Raw genomic sequence first — 19,434 nt, 5'->3', positions numbered from 1 at the left:
ATGAAGCTCGATTTCGCGGTGCTCGAGGTTCAAGGGATGTCGGTTCGGCGGGTGCTCTCGGCACACGGCGAGGAGGCCCTCTCCACGCTGTTTCGCTACGCGGTGGAGGCCGAGATCGATCTCCCACTGCCCGACGCGGACACATTGATCGGCGCCGAAGCGAGCCTCGTGTTGCGCGATCGGGCGGGTCGGGAGAGAACGGTGGTCGGCGTGGTTGCCGAGGCGTCGGCGCAGGCGTTCGACAACGAGCACGCCCGGGCGACGGTGGTCCTGCGTCCGGAGATCTGGCGGCAGTCGCTGGGGCGAGACTGCTACGCATCGCAGGACGTGACGGTCATCGACATGGTCGATGACGTGCTCGCGGACTACACCGGCAAATACCGCTGGGAGCTGGGGCGGAGCTATCCGCGATACCCCTACCGGGTGCAGTACCGGGAGGACGACTGGACCTACGTGAGCCGGATCCTGGAGGAGGAGGGGATCTTCTACTGGTTCGATCACGACGCTGGCTCGGTCGCGGTGTTCTCGGACGACTCCACGGTCGCGCCCGACATCCCGGCGGGGGCGCTCTTGCCCTGGGTACGCGAGAGCGCCCTCTTGCCGGAGCAGGACGCGGTGACGGAGCTGGGATCGACGAGCCTCGCGTCGACGGGGCGCTTCTCCGGGCGCTCGTTCGATCCGGAGCGGCCGCTCATGACGATCGAGGGGAGCGTGGGCGAGGGGCGGCACGAGGTGTACGACGCTCCTGGCGGAGGGACGAACATGGAAGCCATCCTCGCCTTGCGCCTGCGGGATCAGCGGGAGGCCGCCGTGGCTGCGCGCGCCGGGGTCTCGGGGCTCGCCCAGAGCGTGAGGCTCTCGCCGGGGCGAATCTTCGAGGTGGAGGGGCACCCGCTCGGGCGGCTGGACACGCGCTACCTCGTGACCCGGGTCGAGGTGCAGGGCGACGAGCACCGCCCTTGCGCCACGCGCTTCACCGCCATCCGCGCCGAGGTGCCGTTCCGCATGCAGCGGGTCACGAAGGAGGCGAAGCAGGCCGGGCTGCAGCTCGGCCAGGTCGTGGGGCCGGATGGACAGGAGGTGCACCCGGACGAGCGCGCACGGGTGAGGACGATCCTGCACTGGGACCGGCTCGGGAAGCGGAACGAGCAAGGGGGAACGTGGATGCGCGTGGCGCAGCGTGGGGCGCCTGGATCGATGCTGTTCCCCCGGATGGGCTGGAACGTGGCGACGTTCAACGAGGAGGGCGGGGTCGACGCGCCGAGCTTGATCTGTCGCATCCACGATGGGGAGCACCGGCCCGAGTATGCCCTGCCGGGGAACATGACGCGGGTCGTCTTCAAGACGGCCACCGTGCCTGCGGATGGGACGACGAACGAGATCTATTTCGAGGACATGGACAGCACGGAGGAGATGTTCATCAACGCCTCGCGGGACATGACCTACAAGGTCCTCGACGCAAAATACGACACGGTGGAGAACGACGCGACGCGCACGGTGGGCGTGGACCACGCGCTGAGCATCCGATCGTCGCTCGACGAGCGCGTCGTCGGCAACCAGACCGTGGAGATCGGCGGTGACGAGACGCTGACCGTCGAGGGGATGCGTACCAAGTCGATCACCGGCAACGAGACCGAGACCGTCGGCGGGTCACGCTCGATCACCGTGGCTGATGCGCACAAGGGGTTCGTGCAGGGGAGCCGGGTCCTGACCGTCGGCGGGTCGCTGATCGAGGTGACGCTGGGCAACATCAACATGACGGCCCGCGACGCGACGACGGTGGTGAGTGGCAGCGCGATGAAGGTCGCTGGACAGGACATCTCGGAGGCGGCCCGGAAGGTGTCACAGCAAGAGATCGGCGGATCGAAGCTGGAGATGGCGAAGAAGGACCGCGCGCTGGATGTCACCACCGACTACAAAGAGGACGTCGGCGAGTCCATCTTCCTCCAGTCGAACAGCAAGTACATCGACAACGCGGACACGACGTCGACCTGGACCATCAAGGATGCGCTGACGGGGAAGGCGCCCGAGCTGCACGTGGAGGCGGTGGACCTGGTGAGGATCACGTGCGGAGAGAGCGTGCTCACGCTGACCCAGCAGGCGATCACCCTCACGGCGAAGAACCTGGACCTGTCGGGCGCCCACCTGGACGCCGACAGCGGCACCATCGAGCACAACTGAAGGGGGCACCGTGGCGACGCTGGATCCGCTCCGTTATTTCATCGACCTCGGTGGCTCGCTCCGGGAGGTGAACACCCTCCAGGGAGAAGAGGGGATCTCGCGGACGTACAGGTTCGAGGTGACGCTGCACGTCGCGCCCGACGACCCGCTCGATCCCGACGCCGTGGTGCGATCGGACGCGGCGCTGGTGGTGATGCGCGGCATGGAGGAGCGCCGTGTTCAGGGGCTGGTGACGCGGGTACAGCGGGCGGCGACGCGGACGAAGAACGCGGGCGCTGGGCAAGTGCGGGTCTTGTTCGAGCCGCGTCTCGCGATCACACGCCACCGGGTGGACATCCGGGTGTTCCGGGACAAGACGGCGCCGGAGATCGTAGCCGAGGTAATCGGCGCGCACGGCGTGGAGGTCGTGCAGAGCCTGATCGGGTCGTATACGCGGCGACCGTACTGCGTGCAGATGCGCGAGTCGGACTACGACTTTGCGGCGCGGCTCCTGGAGGACGAGGGCATCTTCTACGTGGTCGACGACGAGGGCCGGATGGTGCTCGGCGACTACACCTCGGCGTACCTCGAGGGTCCAGGCGTCCTGCCGTTCGCGCATGACGCAGGTCTGGAGGGGCAAGAAGAGGCGATCTACGAGGTGGGGTGGGTCGGGCGTGCGACGGCAGGGAAGGTGTCCTTGCGCGACTTCAACCCGGAGCGCCCGCGCCTCGACATGGATGTCAGCGCGCCTGGGCCCACGGCCTGGGGACCGGAGTGGTACGACTACCCGGGCGAGTACGAGCTGCCGGCGCAGGGGCAGAGCAAGGCGCGGCTTCGCGCGGAGGCGCTCGCGTGCCAGAAGCGACGGCTCGCAGGGCGCTCGATCTCCGGACGCCTCGCCGCTGGAGCGCGGTTCTCGCTGGTGGACGCTCCGTCGGGCGTCACGGACGGCGAGTATGTGCTCACCCTGGTCACCCACGCCTGGGACCGGACGGCGACGTCGTTCACCGTGGGGTTCGAGGCGCTCCCCGGGGATGTGGTGTTCCGGCCGCCGGTGACGACGTACGTGCCGATGATCCCGAACCCGCTGACGGGCTACGTGACGGGTCCTTCCGGCGCCGACATCCACACGGACGGGTGGGGTCAGGTGAAGGTGCACTTCCCCTGGGACCGGCTGCAACCCAAGGACGACTCCTGCTCGCACTGGATCCCGGTGCTGCAGGACAACACGGGCCGGTCATCGGCGATGCCGCGCATCGGATGGGAGGTCTTGTGCCAGTACCTCGAAGGCGACCCTGACAGGCCCGTGGTCCTGGGGCGCGTGTTCAACGCGGCCGACCCCTTCATGGAGGAGCTTCCCATCCGCAAGATGAGGATCTCGCTGCAGTCGCTCTCGTCACCCCGCGCGACGGATGGCCCCTCCGGGTACAACATGATCCGGTTCGATGACCTAGCGGGCTCCCAGGTCATCGACATCCATGCGCAGCGGGATCAGAACATCGTCGTCGCCAACGACCAGAGCGAGGACGTGGGGGCCGTGGAGACGCGGCTCGTGAAGGGGAACGAGGCGATTCGCATCGGATCGAACGAGACGGTCGATGTGACCGTGGACAGCGTGGCCAAGGTCAACGGCAATCAGTCGGTGAGCGTCGGCGGGAGCAGGACCGCCACGGTGACCGGGGTCCACATCGAGAGCGTCACGAAGGATCACACGCTGACCATCGGTGGCGATCACACGCGCATCGCAGGCACCGACGACAACATGGCGGTGTCGAAGGATCTCACCGAGATCATCTCGGGGGACGTGCTCGAGATGTCGGACCGGACCAACACGACCACGGGGGGGAAGACCTCGGTGCTGATGGTCGGGGGGTCTCTGTTCGAGGTGGCGAAGCTCGGCAAGAGTGAGGGGACGAGCGAGAGTCGAAAAGAGACGGTGAGCGGTCTGTGTTTCAGCATGGCCGACGGCAAGCACGGGGCACGGGCCGAGGTGTCGCGGACCACGACCGTAGGCAGCGGGTACATGGTCACGGCGCTGAAGGAGGTCTTGCTGGCAGGGCTCGACAAGCTGCGCGTGGACGCCACGTCGATGGTCCTTCAAGGGCCCAGCATCACGCTGAAGGTGGGTGAGACAGAGATCCACCTGAAGGACGGGAGGATCGACATGAAAGCGCCGAGCGAGATCACCGTCGAGACGCAGCTCCAGAACAACCAAGGCGCCACGACGTCGTCGCAGAACTAGGCACCAGACGATGACCCACGCGAACTACCTCTACCGGATCCTGCATCGCCCGGCGTCCCGCGCCCGGGCGATGATCAACGGGATCCCCATCTACGAGCGCGAGCCCGAAGCGAACGTGTCGCCCATCGGGCCCATCACCCACTGGCTCTCGCGTGGTGAGAATGCGATCACGGTGGAGCTGACCTCGGCGCCACCGTCTCCGCGTACGCCGCTGCTCGGGCCCCATTTCGAGCTGCAGGTGGCGCGGGACGGCGCCACCGATCAGCCACTCTTCCGCTGGGAGTACCCCGACGGCGTGGCGGCGGTCGGCCTCACACCGGAGCTGCCCTGGGTGCATCAGGGGATCCTGCTCGTGGACGAGGATTTGCCAGAGCCCGCCTACCGGCGGGGCACACCGGAAGACTTCCCGGTCGAGGGCACGAGGGAGCAGCACGAGGCGGTCTACGCGCTGTACGACGCATTCGGTGCGCGTGACGCGGCTCGTTTCGAGGCGGTGATGGGCCTCAAGGTGCAGGAGTTCGAGCGCTTCTACGGTCCGCAGCCGCTGTCGCGGGTCGAGGCGCTCCAGCGCATGAACGCGCCCTGGGTGATGGAGCCGTTCGACGCTCAGGATCTCAGGTTCGACCGCTACGTAGATGGGCGCGTGGTCCATGTGCGGCGCGCGTCGGGGAAGCCGGCCGTGAAGGCGGTGCATCGCGACGAGCCGTACCTGGGCTGGGGGTCGAACTTCTACATGACGCGGCTGGACGGGCGCTGGCAGATCTTCTGGTGATGACGACGGGGGCTTCCCGGCGAGGCGACGGAGGCGACGAACGATGAGCGCGACCGTGACGAACCAGGACCTCGGGGTCACGACGAAGACCAGCGACCACACGGCCCTCACGGATGGCCCGACGGACGTCTGCTTCGACCCACCGAAGAAGATCCCGGTGCCGCACGTGAATCACGTGACCACGGATCGCGCGGTCGAGCACACCACGGGCAAGACGTTGTTCCAGGGGGGTAACGTGGTGCGGGTCGGTGAGGCCATCACGCCGTCCGATCCGGCCCACGGGGACTCGGGGGGCGGCGTGGTGAGCGGGACGTACCGCGCCGAGGCGCGCGCGACGAGCGGATCACCGAATGTTCGCGCGGAAGGGAAGCCGCCGGCGCGGACCGACGATCCGACGACGCAGAACCACGCGAACACCACGGGCAAGATGGTGCAGGTGGTGCCTCCCGGGGCGCTCGACGACAACCCGGAGGATTTCTATGCGCGCTGCTCGTACGACACGTCGCTGATCAAATGCGGCCACCTGGAGTTCGTCGACAAGAAGCAGATCGACATCTGGCGCGCGGACACGATCATCATCGAGGCGAAGCGCAAGAACGCGAAGGAGCCAGGAAAGGATCCCTCGTGCGTACAGATGCCTCACATGAAATGGCTGGTGACGCGCTCGGGAGGGATGAACGCGGCTGGCGCGGCGCTGCCGGACATGTCGGCTGAGTTCACGGGTGACACGTTGACGCTCGACGGTGAATGGACTGCGCCGTCGGGCACGCTGTCTTACGACGGGAACCAGGAGCGGAACCTCTCGCCGGACGCGCAGCGTTACTACATCGATCAGAAGAACCGGTTCGCGCAGTCCAATGCGACGATCCGCGGGTCGCAGCGGGTCGAGAACCAGGACGGGCGCCTCGCGTACCAGCAGGTCAGGGAACGGATCGACGAGACGGACAGGCACCACAGCCGTCAGCTCAATGCAGCCCGTCAGACCGCTCAGACCCTCCTCAATTTGGCGCAGTTCCTGGTGGCGTGGCGTGCGCAGCAGAACCCTGTGCGCGTCGCGATCACCGGCAGTGCGTGCAGCGGGACGGTCAGCTACGAGGTGCATTGCTACCCGAGCAGCACCTACAAGTTCAAGGTGCCCCTCGACGGCCTGATCGCGCTGGGTCGCGCGATCAGCCGTGCCTTCACCGTGATCCGGAGCGTCGGCCAGCTCGCGAACATGCCGGTGGAGAACAGCCTCCAGTGCCCGGGAACGAACCTCGACATCGGGGTCGAGTTCCAGTGGAAGGAGTTCTACGGGACGAGCGGCGGGGCGCCAGAGCCGTACACCATCGTACGGGATGCGGAGTGCTCGCTGGGGGGGACCGTCCTCAAGTGGTCGTTCGAGGCCAGCTGCCCGCTGACGAATTTCCTCGCCATCATCCCCGTCCTTGGAGCGGTGGCGGCTCGCGCGATCGGGTGGATCCTCCGAAAGCTCGGCACGGACGCGAGCATCGGGTTCAACGTCTCGCTCGAGATCAAGCTGAACGCGGTCATCCAGGTGAGGTGGTCGAAGGCCACCGGATGGGAGTTCACGGGGGCTGGTGTTCGGGTCCCGATCGACTTCAAATTCTACCTCTTCGCCCGGATCAGGCTGCGCGACTGGGTCCACATCGAGGGGCAGGCGGTGGTGAACGCCGACCCTTCCTTGATGATCCTTGGGACGCCCACCGGCGTCGTCGTCAAGGCGCCCGAGTTCTGGGTGAGCGTCGGCTTCGCCGGGATGATCCACATCGACACCTGGTTCTATTCCTTCCACGAGTCGGGCACGTGGTACCCGGAGAGCTGGTCCAACCGCGTGGGCTCGCTGTTCGAGTGGAACGTCATCGGCAACTGATGGACAAGCCGTTCCGACGCATCCTCGTGGCCGAGGCGCCCGTTCGATTTCCTGGCGAGCGGCGAGGGCGGCTCCTGCCATGCCGCGTGGGTGTGCTCCCCTGGTCTGTCGAGCAGAACTGGCTGACGATCGTCGTGGGAACCTGCTTCCGCTTCGAGCCCGCCAGCGCGCGGCGTCCCCTCCTGCTCGATCCGATGGCGCCAGGCCCCTTCCACGCCGGACCGAGTCGCCCAGAGCGGCCCCACATCGATGATTTCGTGCCGCTGCGCCTGGCCGTGGATCTGACCGTGACCGGTCACGTGGAGATCATGCCCGCGCCGTCCGGACACCTCCAGGCACGGCGCCTGGAGGTCGGACTCGGGGAGCGGCGCTCCGTGGTGTTCGTGCACGCCGAGGCGCCCGGCAGGATCCCACTTCAACCGTCAGCGACGCGGACGCCGGAAGGCCGCGCGATCGATCTGGGTCCACAGCCTTGCCACGATGGGTCGACCCACAGGTTTCATCACGATGCCGAGTTCGTGCTCGATGTCTACCAGGCGGCCACCCCACCCCTGCGCTACGCGCTGGACGAGATGACGGCGCTCTTTCTCCGTGGTTTCTGGGGCGATCCGGACGAGCTGGTCGAGATCGCGCTGCCGGAGTTCGAACCTCGGGCGCTCGTCGATTACACGCAGGCGTCCGTGCGGCGTGGTGATGTGCGCTTGTTCTTCGACGGTGTCGCGGTGGACGTCGATCGTGGCACCGTGGACATCACCTGGCGGGGACTCGTGGAGACGACCGCCACACCTCATCTCGACGTGGACCGGATCGTCATCGGGTGGGCGACGCCCGATCAGTGGCAGGGAGATCGACGCGACGCCTGGGACGACGTTCTGCGTGAACTCCCTCGCGGGGGCTTCCAGTGGGCGGTGGAGCGTGACGACGTGCTGCGGGGGGAGGCGCCTCCGCCACTGGGACGGGAGGCGCTCGCGATGGCGCGGTTCGAGGCCTGCGGGCACCGCAATGCCGCCGAGCCCGAGCTGGAGCCCGAGGTCGCCGCCGCGGTCGCGGCTGAACTTGCAGAAGGGCGCTGGCCTCGGGCAGAGGTGCTCGCGCGCCACGGAATCGACGACTACGCGTGGGGGATCGAGGAGCGTGCCTGGACGCAGTACCTCGCGAGCGTCCGAGAGGGGAAGGAGGGGGGAATCGGCGCCGCGTACCGGGAGGCATTCGAGCGCGCCTCGGAAGCCCTCGCGACGCCAGCGGAGGCTCGGATCACGCCGGCACAGTACGTGACGCTCGCCGCTCGGCTCGCGCGAGGTGAGGGGACGCGCGCGCTCGCGGCGGCTGGGTTGGGGCTGGGTGGGTTCGGCCGTGTCGAGCGCCGTTTCCGAAACGAGGCGAGCCAGAATGCCGTAGTGGCTGCCGAGCTGAAGGAGCTGCGCGCGCGAGAAGAGGCACGTCACGACAAACGTGGCCTCCCACCGCCCAGTGCGGGGACGAGTCCCGGCGACGCCGCGGCTGGCGGAGACGGCGTCCAGCAAGCGCGCGGCGATGAAAGGGACGGGGAGGGGAGCGCATGAGCACCACGGGCGTCATCGTCGGCGTGGGCATGTCCACGCCGCTCGGGCTCGATGCGCGGCAGTCGTCGCTCGTGCTCCGGGCTCGCAAGCTCACGCCGGGGAAGACAGCGTTCCACGATGGGCGAGGGCGGGCGGTGGGGAATGTGCGGGCGCGGCGGCTCGACGATGGATGTGTTGGCCGAGCGCGGTTGATCGAGCTCGCGGCGCCAGCCCTCGCCGAGGCGACGCGCGGGCGGATCGACCGGCGCACCCCTGTTCCCCTTTTCCTGGCGTTGCCCCAGCGGAGCACGGCCAGCGAGGAACCGCTCGGCCCTGACTTCGTCGAGGCCATCGCGAAGCGCGCCCAGGTGAACGTGGCGCTGGAGCACTCCGAACCCTTTCCTCTGGGTCGCGCCGGGTTCGCTGCGGCCCTCGCGCGAGGGTTGGCCGCGCTATCGAGTCCCTCTTCGGGGCTGGGGTCCGTCGCCGTCGTGGGAGGGGTCGATAGCCATCACGATCCCGGGCGACTCGCAGCCCTCGACGCCGAGCGGCGACTGCACGCCGAAGAGGTCTGGGATGGGTTCATTCCCTCCGAGGCTGCCGCGTTCGTGGTGATCAGCTTGCCCGGGCCATCGCCCGCCATGGCGAGGGTGACCGCGGTGGCGACGGGGATGGAGCGCGAAGAGGAGGATCCGGGCGAGCCCCCCTGCGGAGAGACCGCGACGGAGGTGGTCCGCACGGCGGCACAGTCCCTCCGCGCGCCGGTTCCCTGGGTGCTGCCGGACGTCAATGGAGAGCGTCACCGGATCAAGGAGTGGAGCTTCGTGCGCATCCGGAACCGCGAGCACCTCGACGAGAGCGTGACGCTGGAGACTCGCTTGTACGACGAGCTGGGAGACGTGGGAGCCGCGAGTGGGGCGGTGCATGCAGCCTACGTGAGCATGGCCTTTCGTCTGGGCTTCGCGCCCGCACGACAGGCCTTGATCACGCTGGCGTCGGATGGCCGTACGCGCGGTGCTTTCGCGCTGGAGGCGCCGTGAGCGGCGGAGGCGCCGGACGCACCTCGGCGCTGCTGGCGACGGCGCGGCTCGCGCTGGAAGAGAGCCTGATGGTCCTCGCCGACCGCCGGGGCTCCGATGCCGTGCTGGAGGCGCTGCGCGATGCGCTCACGCAGCTCGCCGAGGCGGTGGGCCCAGGTGGACTCACCCCGGTCTCGCCGGAGGGGATTGCGCGTGTCGCCGGAGGGGTCACCTCCGCACAGGAGTTGCTCGGCGGTGAGGAGGAGGTTGCCTCGCGCCTCCGGAGCGCCGCGCAATGGCTGAGGGAAGCCAGCGAGATCCTTCGCGGGAGCCCGCTCATGCAGCCATCGAGCCGGGGCGCTGGTGCGGTGCCCGGCATCGATGAGTTCCTCGCCAGCGTGGGTGTCCCGCGCGCTCATCGGATCGACGTCCCCGCGCCCAAGGTGATCGCGCGCGAGGACGATCCCGGGCGTCCACGCCTCGCCGTGCGCGGACCGGGAGGACCGAGCGGAGAGCTGGCGCAGATCCAGACCATCGCGCGCGATTGCTTCGAGGACCTTGCGAGCCTCGGTAGCCTGCGGAAACTGTACCCGGTCGAGCCCTGGGTCGATGCCGCCCCGTTCGAGCAGCGCCTCCTCGATACGCTCGATGCCCTGGTGTCGCTGGAACTTCCGCTCGATCCGGAGGCGCCGGCCCTCGACGTGGTCGAATCGCTGTTCGCCTACGCCACGGAGTGGACGGTGCCCGATTTCGGCCGCACCTTCGCCCTGGCATTCACCCTGTGCTGCCTGGCGCCCGAGGGAGCGATGAGGTGGGTCGTGCTCGCTCTGCGTCGCTCGCACCCGCGCACGTACCCGGCGTTCGTCGACGCTTTCGCCCTCGGCTCGAACCCCGCCATCGGGCGCACCATCGTGGAGCTTTGCGTCGACGAGGATCCGGCGATCGCCTCGGTCGCGCTCGAGGCCATGGCGCGTCGAGGAGAGACGGACATGGCGAGCGCCGTGCTCCTGTCGATGCGGCCGGGTTCGGGGTTCAACAGCAAGGCGATCGAGCTCGCCGCCCGGCTTCCGGCACAAGCCGCGAACCCCTTGCTGGTGCGCTTCATGGCCAGTCCTGACCCCGTCGTCGGCGTCCTCAGCGCCGCCGCGCTGGCGTCGCTCGGCGAGGAGTCGGGTCCGAGGCACCTCCGGAAACGACTCCAGGAGCCCCGAGGTGACGATCCGAGGGATCAGGAGGCGCGCCGGATCGCGCTGGAGACCCTCTGTCTTCTCGGCGATGCGGGGGATCGCAGCCTGGTGGCGGTCGAGGCGGCGGCCGTCCCCGAGATGATGCCCTGGCTGGGCTGGCACGGACATCCGGAGCACGCGCCTTTGCTCGAGGAGGCTCTTCGGCGTGCAGCCGTGTCGGGGGCCTACGACGAGGCCGAGCGGCTCGTGCGCGCACTGGAGCGCCTGGGAGGGGGGCAGGTCCCGCATCCGGGAAAGCTCGTCCCGAGCGCCTTCGAGGCAGAACTCACCGCCTGGAGCCAGGCGCTCGTCGGACGTACGCCTCTCGGCGTTCCCCGGCTGAGGTTCGGGGCGCCATGGACCCCTGGCGCCATCCTCACCGAACTGGAAGCCGCCGAAACGAAGCAGGGCGAGCGACCCGTGCTCACCCGCGAACTCACCCTCGCCACCGGCCGGATGGCCCATCTCGACGTGGAGGGCTGGGTCGCCGCGCAGCGTCGTGACATCGCGGCGTGCCGCGAGCTGCTGGCTCACAGGGGGTGACGCGTCCAGGGTCCGTCAGTTGAGCCGAAGCATGCGTCCGATGATCTTGTGGACACCTTCGGCCCTCGACAGGATGCGCTCGGCATACGTCTCGACCTCTCCGATCGCGCGGACCACCACCGCTGCGGTTTGCGCCTTGAGCGAGAGCTCCTCACTGGCTTCCAGGGAGATGTGTCTGGCCTTGATGGTGTACGTGTCGGCCACCTCGACACCAGGCGTGGGCTGGGTACGGAGCGCACCGAGAACCACGATCGCACCTTCCCCGCCGTCCTCCACGAGCACGCGCTCTCGCCGTGCGTGTGCGCCTGCGATCACCGCAGGATGGACCGCAGGATCCAGCGTTGCAGTCGCGAGACTGCTCCCGAGCTGGAGGACGACGTCCGTCTCTCCGATCTCGTGGATCAGAGCCGTGGTCAGCGTCGGTCGCTGCACCTTGGGCACGGGCTGAAGCCTCGTCACACGCTTGTCCGTGGTCACATCGGCTTCCTGCACGGCGGCTGCTGGCTTCATGTCTCCTCCGGTGATGCCATCGTACTCCGCGTCGTACCGTCCAGGAACCCCTGGAGGTGCTGGACTGGCGGCGTACCTCGACAGATCTCGCGCCCCTCGAGGGACGCGGCTCGAAGATCAGTTCCAGCCCTCCGCCAGTGCGCGGGAGTCGCAGACCCCGGACTGCGCGGCTTCGAGCGCTGCGAGCAGAGAGAGGGCCATGTCGCAGCGCCCCTCGCGTGCCTCTGCGGCGAGCGACTCCGACTGCTGACGCTCGTGCATGCGCCACGCGACTTCGTCCAGGCCATGCTGTTCGAGGAGCTCCGAGAGCGGCGCGTCCCCCCTCCAGGAGGCGACCTTGATACGCGCGTAGTGCGCCAGAGAGAGCTGCGACTTGCTGCGAGGGGGCTCGGCGCGCTCGGCGGGAGGCTCGGCCGGCTCCCTGGGAGAGCTGCCGAGGGTGAACGCTGCACCGGGCTGACCGTGCGAGAGGGAGATCGGCGCTCCCAGCTGCGGCATCGGCGGGTCTGGAGGTGACACCTGGGGTACAGACGCAATCTGGAAGAGGGACGAAGATGGCGCGGAGGGGGGAGGCGCCTGGGTGGATGGTGCAGGCTGGAAAGGGAGCGGTTGGATGTGGGCCTGTGCATTCCGCGCAGGGACGAGCGTCTCCCCCGCCTCGTCGTCGCTCGCGTCCGTGGTCGCCGTTCGAAACGGCAACGCAGCGGGGAGCGAAGGACGAGCGGGGACTTGCGTCGTCCCCGCAGGATCCTCGGTGTCGAGCGTCGTGGAAGGGTGAAACGGCAAGGTCGCTCCACGCGCGCCGGATGGCAGCGCGACGAGCGTCCGCGCTCCCTCGTCCTCCTCGATGGGTCTGGTCGGGCTCTCGGCCTGAAGTGGCATCGTCTCGGCAGGGCGTGGAAGGGGGACCGGAGCGAGTGTCTCGGCGTCGTCGTCGAGCGCGGAGACGGCCTGTGCCTCTGGGCGTCGGGATGCGGGAGCCGGAATGAGCGTCTCGGCGTCATCGTCGTCGTCTCGACCGAGGGGGAGCGTCTCGTCTTCTCGGGGAAGGAGATTCCCATGCCGCGAGGAGTTCGCTCGGGCGGCCACGAGCGGCATCGTGTCTTCGAGGTCGGCCGCAGGCGTCTCGACCCGTCGCACCGGAGGTGGGGTGAGCTGCTGGAGGGCGGCACGCTGGGAGAGAACGACGTGCGAGGTCGTGGGGTGGCGCGTCGGCTTCACGGCCACCTCGACGGACTCCTCGGCGTGAGCGAGCAGCACCCCGGCTCGCCAGGTGAGCGAGCACGTCCCTCGCTCGGCATCGATGAACAGCGTGTCGCACCGCATCTGCCGCTCCTGGGGCGAGACCCCAGGTTTTTTCACGAGCGCGAGCGGGCACATGTCGTCGATCACCGTGCTCAAGCGGGGGATCTCCGGGTGCAGATTCTCGAGATGCAGCTCGATCTGGGGAGGGAGCTGCTCCAGCTGCTGATCCAGAGGGGCTGCGTTGAAATAGGCGGCGTCGACGCTGGTCGGGAGAGGACGCGTGGCCCAGGTCTCGTGAGTCCACCCGCTCGCGTGCTCTCCCAGGAAGCCCATCCGTGCGGGCCAGTGCGGTGCGATCGGGCCGAATCCCACCGGTGGAATCACCTGGTCGGGACGATGGACGACGAACTCCACGGGTTGCAGGTTCGGTGGGTGCCAGCGGATGCGCCCCCCCAGCGGCCCGTTGGGCGGAATGCCAACGGGGTTCCAGCTTCGTGGCCCGCCGGCTGCGCGCTCCCAGTGCAGCGGCATCGCCTTGAACGGGGCCGGGATCGAGGGCGTCCCTTCGGCCGTCCAGTACCTGTCTCCGTACACGGAGATCGCTTTGTTCATCGTCCCGACACGGACCCGCGCGACGAGCATGGCCACGGGCAGCCCCCCTGGAGCGTGCGCATTGCCTCCGAGCAGCACGTCGATCCGTCGCTTGAAGGGGACGAGATCCGAGGGGGTGGTGAGGCTTCGGCGTGCGCCCTCGTGGGTGTAGACGTTGGATGGCTGCGGGGCCTCCAACGCGGACGCCACGGGGGACGTGCCTGGGCGGAGCAGGTACGTCGCCTTGCAGACGACCGTGAGCACGAGAGCGTCCGGGCGGGGTCGCCAGACGAGCGACGCCACCGCGAGAGGGAACGCTGAGGAGACGTGCATGGGCGAACTGTATCAGCAGCAACGACTCCTGGCGCGCGAGGGGCGCCGAGCCCGCTCCGGCGACTGCCGAGCCGATCGGAGTCGGGTCGGTTCGGTCGCGTCGAAGGATGGCGCGGTGGTAGGCTGCTCCGCGTGAGCGACGGATTCGACTGGGTCATCGAAAACGGACTGTTCTTCGACGGGCAGGGGGCGCCCCCAGCGCCGCGGCACCTGGGTATCCGCGCGGGGAAGGTGGCCGCGATCAGCGAGGCACCTCTCCAGCGCGGGCCGGACACGCAGGTCCTCGATGCGGCGGGCTGCTGGGTGACGCCGGGCTTCATCGACATGCACACCCACTACGACGCGGAGGTCGAGATTGCCCCATCGCTGTCGGAGTCGCTGCGGCACGGCGTGACGACCGTGGTGTTCGGGAGCTGCAGCCTGAGCCTCGCGGTCGGCACGCCCGAAGACCTCGCCGATCAGTTCTGTCGGGTGGAGGCCATCCCGTACGAGGTGGTGCGTCCGCTGCTGGAGGAGCGGAAGTCCTGGAGCACGGTGACGGAGTACTTCGAGCACCTGGAGACCCTGAACCTCGGCCCGAACGTCAGCTCGTTCCTCGGGCACTCGGCGCTGCGAGCGCACGTGATGGGCATCGAGCGCTCGCTCGATCACGAGACACCGCCCACCGAGGCGGAGCTGTCGCGGATGGAAGGGATCCTCCTCGAAGCCCTCGACGCCGGTTACCTCGGCCTGAGCGTGATGACCCTGAAGTGGGACAAGATCGGTGGAAACCGCTCGATCCGGAGCCGCCCCTTGCCCTCGACGTACGCGAGCTGGTCGGAGTACCGGCGGCTGAACCGCTTGCTGCGCGAGCGGGGGCGCGTGTTCCAGGGCGTGCCCAACGCGTCGACGAAGGTGAATGCAGCGCTGTTCCTGATGGAGAGCATGGGCATCTTCCGCAAGCCACTGAAGACGACGATCATCTCCCTGATGGATCTGCGCGCGGATCGTCTGATCCACCGGCTCGCGGGCTTCGGGGCGCAGCTCGCGAACCAGTGGTTCGACGCCGACTTCCGGATCCAGGCGCTGCCGGAGGTGTTCGACCTCTGGGCCGACGGGATGGACCTGGTGGTCTTCGAGGAGTTCGGCGCGGGGACGGCGGCGCTCCACCTCGCGGAGGAGGGAGCACGCTCGAAGCTCCTTCGCGATCCCGCGTACCGAGAGCGCTTCCGGAAGGAATGGACGTCGCGGCTCCTGCCAAAAGCGTTTCACCGCGACTTCAACCATTCGGAGATCCTGAGCTGTCCCGACACAAGCGTAGTCGGCAAGTCGTTCGTGCAGATCGCGCAAGAAGAGGGGCGCGATGTGGTCGACGTGTTCCTCGATCTGGTGGCGGAGCACGGAGCTGCGCTGCGCTGGTACACCGTGATGGGCAACGATCGGCAGGATCAGCTCGAGCACATCATCAGCCACCCGGGGGCCCTGATCGGCTTCTCGGACGCGGGGGCACACCTGCGGCAGATGGCGCACTACAATTTCCCGCTGCGTATGCTCTTCCGGGTCCAGGAGGCGGCGCGGGAGGGACGAGAGGTCATGCCCATCGAGCGCGCGATCTGGCGCCTCACGGGCGAGCTGGGCGATTGGTTCGGAATCGCGGCGGGGACACTCGCACCGGGGCGGCAGGCCGACGTGGTGGTGCTCGATCCGGCGGGCATCGATGGTGCGGTGGAGAAGGTGCACGAGGAGCCCATGGAGGGCTTCTCCGGCATGGTGCGGCTGGTGCGTCGAAACCCGCGGGCCGTGCGCGCGGTGCTCGTGAACGGGAACCTCGCGGTGCGTGATGGCGAGGTGCTCCCCGATGTCGGCAAGCGCCCGGGCTTCGGGCGGCTGCTGCGCGCGCAGGAAACCCGTGGCACAAGGGCTTGAGGCTGCCGCGCAGACGATGTGTCTGTAAGAAGTGCCTTGCAGTGAAAAGAAATCCTCGCGCTCGCGTTCGCTGCGGTGGAGCGGATCGGACGCCTGACGGTACGATGCCACACCTGCGGCTGCGCCCGATCTGCCGTGCGGGGCCGTCGTCACCGGGGAACGAATCCATGCTCGTGCGCCGCACCCTGCCGTTCATCGCCCTCTCGTCGACCCTCTGGCTTCTGGGCTGCGGTGAAGTGCGGGTCGTCGACGCCAGGTCCGGTGAGCAGGACGACCACGTCCCCCCGTCGCCCCCCTCTGGCCCCTGCCAGCTGACGTTCGCGTTGCCCTTCGGCGGCGTGGGTAGGGGACTCGAGGTCTCGAACGATGGCCGCACCGTGAGCAGCTTGAGCGCCACCGAGATGCTGCAGGGGAGCGTCGGACGGGTAGGGGGACGGTGGTACTTCGAGGTCACCGTCGACACCTTGGCCGACGGCGTGTGGTGGGCTCAGAACATCGGCATCGGCACGCCCGACGGGATTCGCACGATGGGAGGCAGCAGCGGGGGACTGAGCGCGCTCCTCAACAGCGGGGGGAGCCTGATGCCCGGTTTCGGCTCACCCGAGCCCTTCTTCGGTGAGGCCTTCGGTACGGGAGACGTCATCGGGGTGGCAGCCGATCTGGACGAAGGGCGCGTCTTTTTCAGCAGGAATGGCGTCTGGCTGAACGCAGGCGATCCGCTCCAGGGGACGAGAGGTGTGCCGATCATCGTGCTGCCTGGCGTCGACGCCTACTACCCGGCGGTCGGGGTCTCCGAGGGCGACACGCTGACCATCAACCTGAGCGGCGACTTCGTGCATGCGATACCAGCGGGCTATGCCCCCTTCGCCGCCGGCCTCACCGGCGATGAAGACGGGCACTGCATCGACGTCGGCGCCGGTGGAATGCCAGCATCTCCAGCGCCCGTGCAGGCGACCTGCTCGGCGGCCTACGAGTTCACGAGTTACGCAGCTCCCCAGGGCAGCGGCGAAGAGCTACACGTCGTCGGCATCTACGAGCCTTCCACGGGCGTAGGCGGACAGGTCGACGTCCACATCGAACGCTCGGGAGACATGACGCTGGCCCTCACGGCCTACGTGGCGACATCGTTCCGTGTGACGGTCGCCCCCGGGGCAAACCTCGGGCGCATCGTTCTTTCGAGCTACGAACCCTCCTCCGTCGACGCGCCTCTCGGCGTCACGGTGAGCAGCCATGTCTTCGAGGGCAATGGCCGCTACCTGGGAGGGGGATTCGAATGGCCCTCTTCGGAGACGAGCGAACTGATCTCCGCCGTGGAAGAGGAGACCGAGCTGAAGCTGAGCAGCTTCAGTGGTTGCTATGCGGGAAGCCAATTCACGCTGACCAACTGAGTGGCTCGCTTCGCGTGGAGAGATTCGTTGGGCGTCCTTCACGACAGGAGGACGGGAGGGCGTCACGGTCGTCCTGGTCACGGCGTGCTGATAACAGAACCCATTCGCAGACCATGAGTGCCAGGGGGTCATCGATTCGCTTGCTGGGTGCCCGCGAGATCCGCCTGGGCAAGCGGTTGGATGCAATGTTGACACTGGGACCGGGGGGAAGTAGCAACTGGCGGATTGCAGCATACCTGCAAGCGATGGCGCCCTGCTTCATCGGCATGGAACGAGAACCTGGCACGCGGCCGCGTCCTGTTCGCGCGCAGCGCACCGGCGGGCAGGGCGTCGGGGAGGCTTCGTCGAGGAGGAGCGTTCACCGGAACGCAGAAAAGGAGCTACGTGGAGACCCACCATGATCCGTTTCCGGTGGTGTGGGACGACCCCGATGACGCTCAGGCCTTCTGGGTCGTCAACGTCGTCCACTGCCCTGCGCCGATGAGCCGTCTCGATTTCGACCTGCGCATGCGCCCGATGCTGCGCGGGACCAATCGGGTTTACGAGCACTACGGGGTCCCCATCCGGCTGGCTCCGACGTTGATCCACGGGTTCGTCTACCAGAAGCTCATCAGCCTGGAGGTCACGGCCGATGAGCTCCCTGCCATCCTGAGCCGGGCCGACGCGGCAGTGCGTCACACTGGAACCGATCTCGAGGGCGCCTGGGAGCGCCGCTGGCTGCCGGAGATCAAGTCCCATCTCGCTCACCTCTCGGCATTCGATCTGAGCGGCGCACCGCTGCCTGTGCTCCTCGAGCATCTCGTGGATGTGGAGCAGCGGATGGAGCGCCTCTGGCAGCTGCACACGGAGCTGCTCACGCCGGTGCTCGTCGCGCTGAACGACTTCGACGAGATGTACCGTGACCTCTTTCCGGAGGCGAAGCCGCTCGAGGTGTATCAGCTGCTCTCGGGCTTTCCCAACAAGACCGTCGAGGCAAACCTCCGCCTGTGGGATCTGGGACGACGAGCGGCGCAGACCCCCTCCCTTCGCACTCTCCTCGCGCGGGATCTGGGCGGGAGACGGACGGAGGCCCCCGAGCGCACCACGGCCGACGTGCTCGCCGCACTCTCGGAGTTCCCCGAAGGACGCGCGTTGCTGCAGGACATCGAGGCCTACGTCGGCACGTATGGCGAGCGCAATGATGACCTCTACATCGATCGTCCCACGTGGATCGAGGACACCACACCTGTGCTGAATGGACTGCGTGAGGCTGTCGCGCAGGCCGATCGGGACCTCGCTGGTGAACTCCAGCGCCAGGCGGAGCAGCGAGAGACACGGCTGAGCGAGGTGCGGTCGCGGCTCGCATCCCTCCCTCGTCCGGTGGTGGACGAGTTCGACGCACTCCTGAAAGCGGCCCAGACGGCGACGGTGCTGAGCGAGGAGCACCACTTCTGGATCGACTGCAAGATCACCTACCACGCCAGGCGGGTGGGCCTGGAGCTGGGCAGGCGCCTCGCGCAACGTGGCTTGCTGGAGCGCGCCGAAGACGTGTTCCAGTTGACGCTCGCAGAACTGGTGGCTCGCCAGCATGCCCCGCTCGAAGACGCTCCACTGAAGGTGCTGGTCGCCGAGCGTGAAGCCGAGAGGGCCCGCTCTTCAGGGGTCACGCCTCCTCCCTTTCTCGGCGTTCCACGGCCCATCTTGCCGATGGACTGCGCGATCATGCGCGCAGGATTCAAGTTCAACGGAGGCCCGATGGGGCCCCCCAGTGCGGGCGATCTCCGGGGAATGCCGGGTTCCAGCGGGACGGTGCGCGGCCCTGTACGGATCGTGCGCACCCAGAGGGACGCCGACTCGCTCCGGCCAAACGACATCCTCGTCGCCCCGTTCACGCTGCCTTCCTGGACGCCCTATTTCGCGAGCGTGGCAGGGGTGGTCACCAACATCGGCGGCACCTTGTGCCACGCGGCCGTCGTCGCGCGGGAGTACGGCATTCCCGCCGTCGTCGGCACGCAGACGGCGACCGAGACGCTCCGTGATGGTCAGCTCGTCGAGGTCGACGGAGACGCGGGTATCGTCCGTGTGCTGAGTTCGTGAGGTCGAGTTT

Annotated in this window: 12 protein-coding genes; 10 read left to right on the top strand and 2 right to left on the bottom strand. The window is 68.0% G+C overall.

Features of this window, described 5'->3' with window-relative positions; all coding sequences use genetic code 11:
• From CMC5_RS23500 to CMC5_RS23470, 7 genes are read left to right on the top strand one after another with little or no spacing between them, the layout of a single operon-like run.
• A complete protein-coding gene (locus tag CMC5_RS23500) occupies positions 1-2,181 on the top strand; it encodes a type VI secretion system Vgr family protein (protein WP_050432521.1) in 2,181 nt (726 codons plus the stop codon).
• A 10-nt stretch (positions 2,182-2,191) separates the two neighbouring features.
• The gene (locus CMC5_RS23495) at positions 2,192-4,402 is read left to right on the top strand and encodes a type VI secretion system Vgr family protein (protein WP_050432520.1); all 2,211 of its coding nucleotides are present in this window, start codon (positions 2,192-2,194) and stop codon (positions 4,400-4,402) included.
• A 10-nt stretch (positions 4,403-4,412) separates the two neighbouring features.
• Entirely contained in the window at positions 4,413-5,174 is a 762-nt protein-coding gene (locus CMC5_RS23490; protein ID WP_050432519.1) for a hypothetical protein, read from the top strand.
• 43 nt (positions 5,175-5,217) lie between these two features.
• Positions 5,218-7,047 carry a PAAR-like domain-containing protein gene (locus tag CMC5_RS23485; RefSeq protein ID WP_050432518.1) on the top strand — a complete coding sequence of 610 codons (1,830 nt, stop codon included), beginning with the start codon at positions 5,218-5,220 and terminating at the stop codon, positions 7,045-7,047.
• Positions 7,047-8,609 (top strand): hypothetical protein, encoded by a 1,563-nt coding sequence (locus CMC5_RS23480; protein ID WP_050432517.1) that lies wholly within the window; start codon positions 7,047-7,049, stop codon positions 8,607-8,609. The genes CMC5_RS23485 and CMC5_RS23480 overlap by 1 nt, the downstream gene beginning before the upstream one ends.
• Positions 8,606-9,628 carry a hypothetical protein gene (locus CMC5_RS23475; RefSeq protein ID WP_050432516.1) on the top strand — a complete coding sequence of 341 codons (1,023 nt, stop codon included), beginning with the start codon at positions 8,606-8,608 and terminating at the stop codon, positions 9,626-9,628. Before CMC5_RS23480 ends, CMC5_RS23475 begins: the two co-directional genes overlap by 4 nt.
• Positions 9,625-11,376 (top strand): HEAT repeat domain-containing protein, encoded by a 1,752-nt coding sequence (locus tag CMC5_RS23470; protein WP_050432515.1) that lies wholly within the window; start codon positions 9,625-9,627, stop codon positions 11,374-11,376. Before CMC5_RS23475 ends, CMC5_RS23470 begins: the two co-directional genes overlap by 4 nt.
• Before the next feature lie 15 nt (positions 11,377-11,391).
• Here the strand turns inward: CMC5_RS23470 and CMC5_RS23465 are convergent, their stop codons facing one another.
• Both CMC5_RS23465 and CMC5_RS23460 read right to left on the bottom strand, forming a co-directional pair.
• Positions 11,392-11,886 carry a hypothetical protein gene (locus tag CMC5_RS23465; RefSeq protein ID WP_050432514.1) on the bottom strand — a complete coding sequence of 165 codons (495 nt, stop codon included), beginning with the start codon at positions 11,884-11,886 and terminating at the stop codon, positions 11,392-11,394.
• A 117-nt stretch (positions 11,887-12,003) separates the two neighbouring features.
• Positions 12,004-14,055: a DUF2169 family type VI secretion system accessory protein gene (locus CMC5_RS23460; protein ID WP_050432513.1), complete on the bottom strand. Its 2,052-nt coding sequence runs from the start codon at positions 14,053-14,055 to the stop codon at positions 12,004-12,006.
• Between the two features lie 132 nt (positions 14,056-14,187).
• On the opposite strand from CMC5_RS23460, the gene CMC5_RS23455 reads away from it, so the two are divergent.
• The 3 genes from CMC5_RS23455 to CMC5_RS48630 all read left to right on the top strand — a co-directional run bounded on the left by CMC5_RS23455 (position 14,188) and on the right by CMC5_RS48630 (position 19,424).
• Positions 14,188-15,960: an N-acyl-D-amino-acid deacylase family protein gene (locus CMC5_RS23455; protein ID WP_050432512.1), complete on the top strand. Its 1,773-nt coding sequence runs from the start codon at positions 14,188-14,190 to the stop codon at positions 15,958-15,960.
• A 167-nt stretch (positions 15,961-16,127) separates the two neighbouring features.
• The gene (locus CMC5_RS23450; protein ID WP_050432511.1) at positions 16,128-17,348 is read left to right on the top strand and encodes an SPRY domain-containing protein; all 1,221 of its coding nucleotides are present in this window, start codon (positions 16,128-16,130) and stop codon (positions 17,346-17,348) included.
• Positions 17,349-17,732: 384 nt separating this feature from the next.
• Positions 17,733-19,424, top strand: coding sequence for a PEP-utilizing enzyme (locus CMC5_RS48630; protein WP_050432509.1), 1,692 nt, complete (start codon positions 17,733-17,735; stop codon positions 19,422-19,424).
• Positions 19,425-19,434: the final 10 nt, after the last annotated feature.

The organism is Chondromyces crocatus (genome assembly GCF_001189295.1).
In the GTDB taxonomy this organism is placed as follows: Bacteria; Myxococcota_A; Polyangia; order Polyangiales; family Polyangiaceae; genus Chondromyces; species Chondromyces crocatus.
The sequence above is the reverse complement of the archived record's forward strand: the minus strand, read 5'-3'. Positions and strand labels throughout refer to the sequence as shown.

Excerpts from the sequence above, each read along its gene's own strand:
- CMC5_RS23500 (WP_050432521.1), top strand. The coding sequence starts at position 1 with ATGAAGCTCGATTTCGCGGTGCTCGAGGTTCAAGGGATGTCGGTTCGG.
- CMC5_RS23490 (WP_050432519.1), top strand. The coding sequence starts at position 4,413 with ATGACCCACGCGAACTACCTCTACCGGATCCTGCATCGCCCGGCGTCC.
- CMC5_RS23485 (WP_050432518.1), top strand. The coding sequence starts at position 5,218 with ATGAGCGCGACCGTGACGAACCAGGACCTCGGGGTCACGACGAAGACC.
- CMC5_RS23480 (WP_050432517.1), top strand. The coding sequence starts at position 7,047 with ATGGACAAGCCGTTCCGACGCATCCTCGTGGCCGAGGCGCCCGTTCGA.
- CMC5_RS23475 (WP_050432516.1), top strand. The coding sequence starts at position 8,606 with ATGAGCACCACGGGCGTCATCGTCGGCGTGGGCATGTCCACGCCGCTC.
- CMC5_RS23465 (WP_050432514.1), bottom strand. The coding sequence starts at position 11,886 with ATGAAGCCAGCAGCCGCCGTGCAGGAAGCCGATGTGACCACGGACAAG.
- CMC5_RS23460 (WP_050432513.1), bottom strand. The coding sequence starts at position 14,055 with ATGCACGTCTCCTCAGCGTTCCCTCTCGCGGTGGCGTCGCTCGTCTGG.
- CMC5_RS23450 (WP_050432511.1), top strand. The coding sequence starts at position 16,128 with ATGCTCGTGCGCCGCACCCTGCCGTTCATCGCCCTCTCGTCGACCCTC.